This window comes from Rhizobacter sp. P1_G5 (assembly GCF_056405435.1).
In genome coordinates, this window is sequence record NZ_JBFUCB010000718.1 from 1 (window position 1) to 2,855 (window position 2,855).

A 2,855-nucleotide genomic window follows, 5' to 3' on the forward strand; every position below is an offset into this window, starting at 1 on the left:
ACCTCGGCCAGGTCACGCAACTCGGCCGCAAGCTGATGCCCAAGCCGCTGAGCCGGGAAGATGCCGAGCGATTGCTGGAGATCACGCAAGGCTGGACGGCGGGCGTCAAGCTCGGACTGCTCGTGCACGGCGTCCACGGCGACTTCGACGGCGGCCACGTCGACATCGCCGCCTACCTGCAGCGCGAGGTGCTGAGCGAGCAGGAGGCGGCCTTGCAGGAGTTCCTGGTCTCGACCAGCATCGTCGACGCGATGACCGCCGAGCTGTGCGATGCGCTGCTCGGCCGCGACGGCTCGCAGGCAGTGCTCGAGCGGCTGGAGCGCCACCAGCTCTTCGTCACCGCGCAGGACAGCCACGGCCTCGCGTTCCGCTACCACCCGCTGTTCCTCGGCTTCCTGCGCAGCCGGCTGGCCGCCGACCCGGCGCGCCAGCGCGCCTTGCACGCACGCGCCAGCCATTGGTATGCCGCGCAGCTGCGCTTCACCGAGGCGCTGACCCATGCCTTCCAGTCCGGCGAACCGGCGTGGTGCGCCGAGCTGATGGAACGCGCCGCCGCACGCTGGCAGCAATCGGGCGACATCGCCGAAGTGGTGCGCTGGTGCGAACGGCTGCAGCCGCAGCAACTGCTGGCCCGGCCGGCGCTGGGCATGACCTTCACCACCTGCCTCGTGCTGTGCCGCCGCTTCGACGAAGCGCGCGCGATGCTGCGCCACCTGGCCGCGGACCCGGCGACGCACGACGGCGCGCCGTTCGGCTTCCACCTGCGCACGCTGCAGCAGATCCTGCAGGCGATGCTCGGCGAGCATGCGGCGCTCGGCGTCGAGATGCCGGCCGCCGACGAGAGCGATGGCGACGCCCAGCTGCGTGGGTTGCAACTGGTCAATCGCGCATATGCGCTGTTCTGCGCGCACCGTTTCGATGCCGCGTGGCGGCTCGCGATGCGTGCGCGCGAGATCCTGCAGCCGATCAGCCCGTACGGCGAGGGCTATGCGAGCAGCGTGCTGGCGATGGTGGAGCGGGCGAAGGGCGATTTCGGCTCGGCCGCGCGCCGCGTGGAAGCGCTGTGGGCCGGCACGCGCCACGGCCCGCGCAATGCGGCGTGGGCGAATGCGGCCACCGCGCTCGCCGTGCTGCGCTACGAGACCAACCGGTTGCCGGAGGCGCGTGCACTGTGCGAGGAGCTGCTGCCGCTGGTGGAGGCCGGCGGCACCTACGAGACGCTGGTGGCGGCCGCGCGCACCCAGGCCCGCGTGCATGCGGCCGAGCGCGAACCCGAGGCCGCGATGCGCCTGCTCGACTACCTGCACGGCGTGCTCGGCGGCAGCCACGAGCGGCGCTTCGCGGCGCAGGTGTGCTTCGACAAGGTGCGGCTGTGGCTGGCCCTCGGCGAGCCGCAGCGGGCGCGCGATGCGGCGGCGGAGTTCGGCGTCGTGGACGCGGCCGAATGGCAGGCCGTGCGACCCTATGACGAAGCCTGGGAGCGGCGCGGCATGGCGCAGGCCGCGCTGCTGTCGCATGCGCAGCGGCGCGATGAAGCGCGCGCCGTGCTGCAGGTGCTGAGAGCCAGCGCCGAGGCGGCGGGCCATGTGCTGCGCTTGCATGCGATCGAAGCGGCGCTGGCCAGCAACCTGTGGGAGGCCGGCGCGCGCGACGAGGCGCTGCAGTGCCTGCACCAGTCGCYGCTGCGCGCGCGCGGCCATGCACCGTCGCGCAGCTGGTTCGACGACAACCCGAGCTTCCACCAGGTGCTGGTGGCTGCGCTGGCGATGCCGCAGATGCGCCGGCTTGTGCCGGAGCACGTGCTGCGCGTGTTCGGTGCGGCGCTCGGGCGTGGCGAGGCCCGGGCTGCCCATGCGGTGGATGCGCTGACGGCGCGTGAGCTGGAGGTGCTGGCGCTGCTCGCGCAGGGGCTGAGCAACCAGCAGATCAGTGCGCGGGCACAGATCTCGTTGACCACCGTGAAGTGGCACGTCAAGAACATCTTCGCGAAGCTCGACGTGGGGACGCGGGTGGAGGCGCTGGTTCGGGCTCGGGCGCTGCGGCTGGTCTGAGGCTGCGCGTCGCGGCGGGTGAGGAGGAAAAGACTGAAGTGACCAACGAGCCTTTGTCGTGCAGTCAGTCGCGCGCCCACACCAACAGCAAGTTGTTGGTCGGCATCGCCACCCGTTCGCGCAGCATGAGCCCGGCCTGCGCGGCTTCGTGCTCGACATCCTCGCGCCGGCGCAAGCCCCAGCCGGCATCGCGCACGCGCAGGTCAACGTCGAAGCCCAGGTTGCCGGGCGACGTCTCGACGCCGTCCTCCAGGTAGGGCCCGTAGGTGACCAGCATGCCCTGCGGCGACAGATGCCGCGCCGCGCCGCGCATCAACCCGCCGCAGCAGGCCCACGGCGCCGCGTGGATCATGTTCGCGCAGAAGACGGCATCGACCTGCGCCGGCACGCCGGGCCACTCGCTCGCCAGCACATCGAGCTGCAGCGGCGCGCGAACGTTGTCGATCCCGGCGCACCAGGTGCGGATCGACGGCAGCGTCTCGGCATTGAAGTCGCTCGGCTGCCACTGCCAGCCCGGCAGCCCCGGGCTGCAGTGCGCCGCATGCTGGCCGGTGCCGCTGGCAATCTCCAGCAGCAACCCCCGTGGCGGCAACACGCGCTGCAGTTCGGTCAGGATCGCCGCGCGGTTGCGTTCGGCGGCAGGGCTGTGGCGGCGGGAATCGTCGGTCATGGGGTGCTCATTCTCAACAGGCGCGCCGCTTCTTCGAGCCGCGCATCTTCGATCTCGCGCAGCACGCCGGACAGATCCACCGCGCCGGCCCGCTGTTCGTAGCGGCCGGTCAACGGCGTGCCCGGCGCGAGCAG

At 71.8% G+C, this 2,855-nt stretch carries 2 protein-coding genes; one reads left to right on the top strand and one right to left on the bottom strand.

Annotation, left to right across the window (positions count from 1 at the left end; genetic code table 11):
• A partial coding sequence (locus AC1D12_RS29950; protein WP_477844869.1) for a winged helix-turn-helix domain-containing protein occupies window positions 1-2,051 on the top strand: 2,051 nt, incomplete at its 5' end.
• Between the two features lie 64 nt (window positions 2,052-2,115).
• On the opposite strand, the gene AC1D12_RS29955 is transcribed toward AC1D12_RS29950, so the two are convergent.
• Entirely contained in the window at window positions 2,116-2,721 is a 606-nt protein-coding gene (locus tag AC1D12_RS29955; RefSeq protein WP_477844871.1) for a DUF938 domain-containing protein, read from the bottom strand.
• Between the last annotated feature and the right edge of the window lie 134 nt (window positions 2,722-2,855).

Bases quoted from the DNA above. Each gene is read 5' to 3' on its own strand.
- AC1D12_RS29955 (WP_477844871.1), bottom strand. From the start codon at position 2,721: ATGACCGACGATTCCCGCCGCCACAGCCCTGCCGCCGAACGCAACCGC.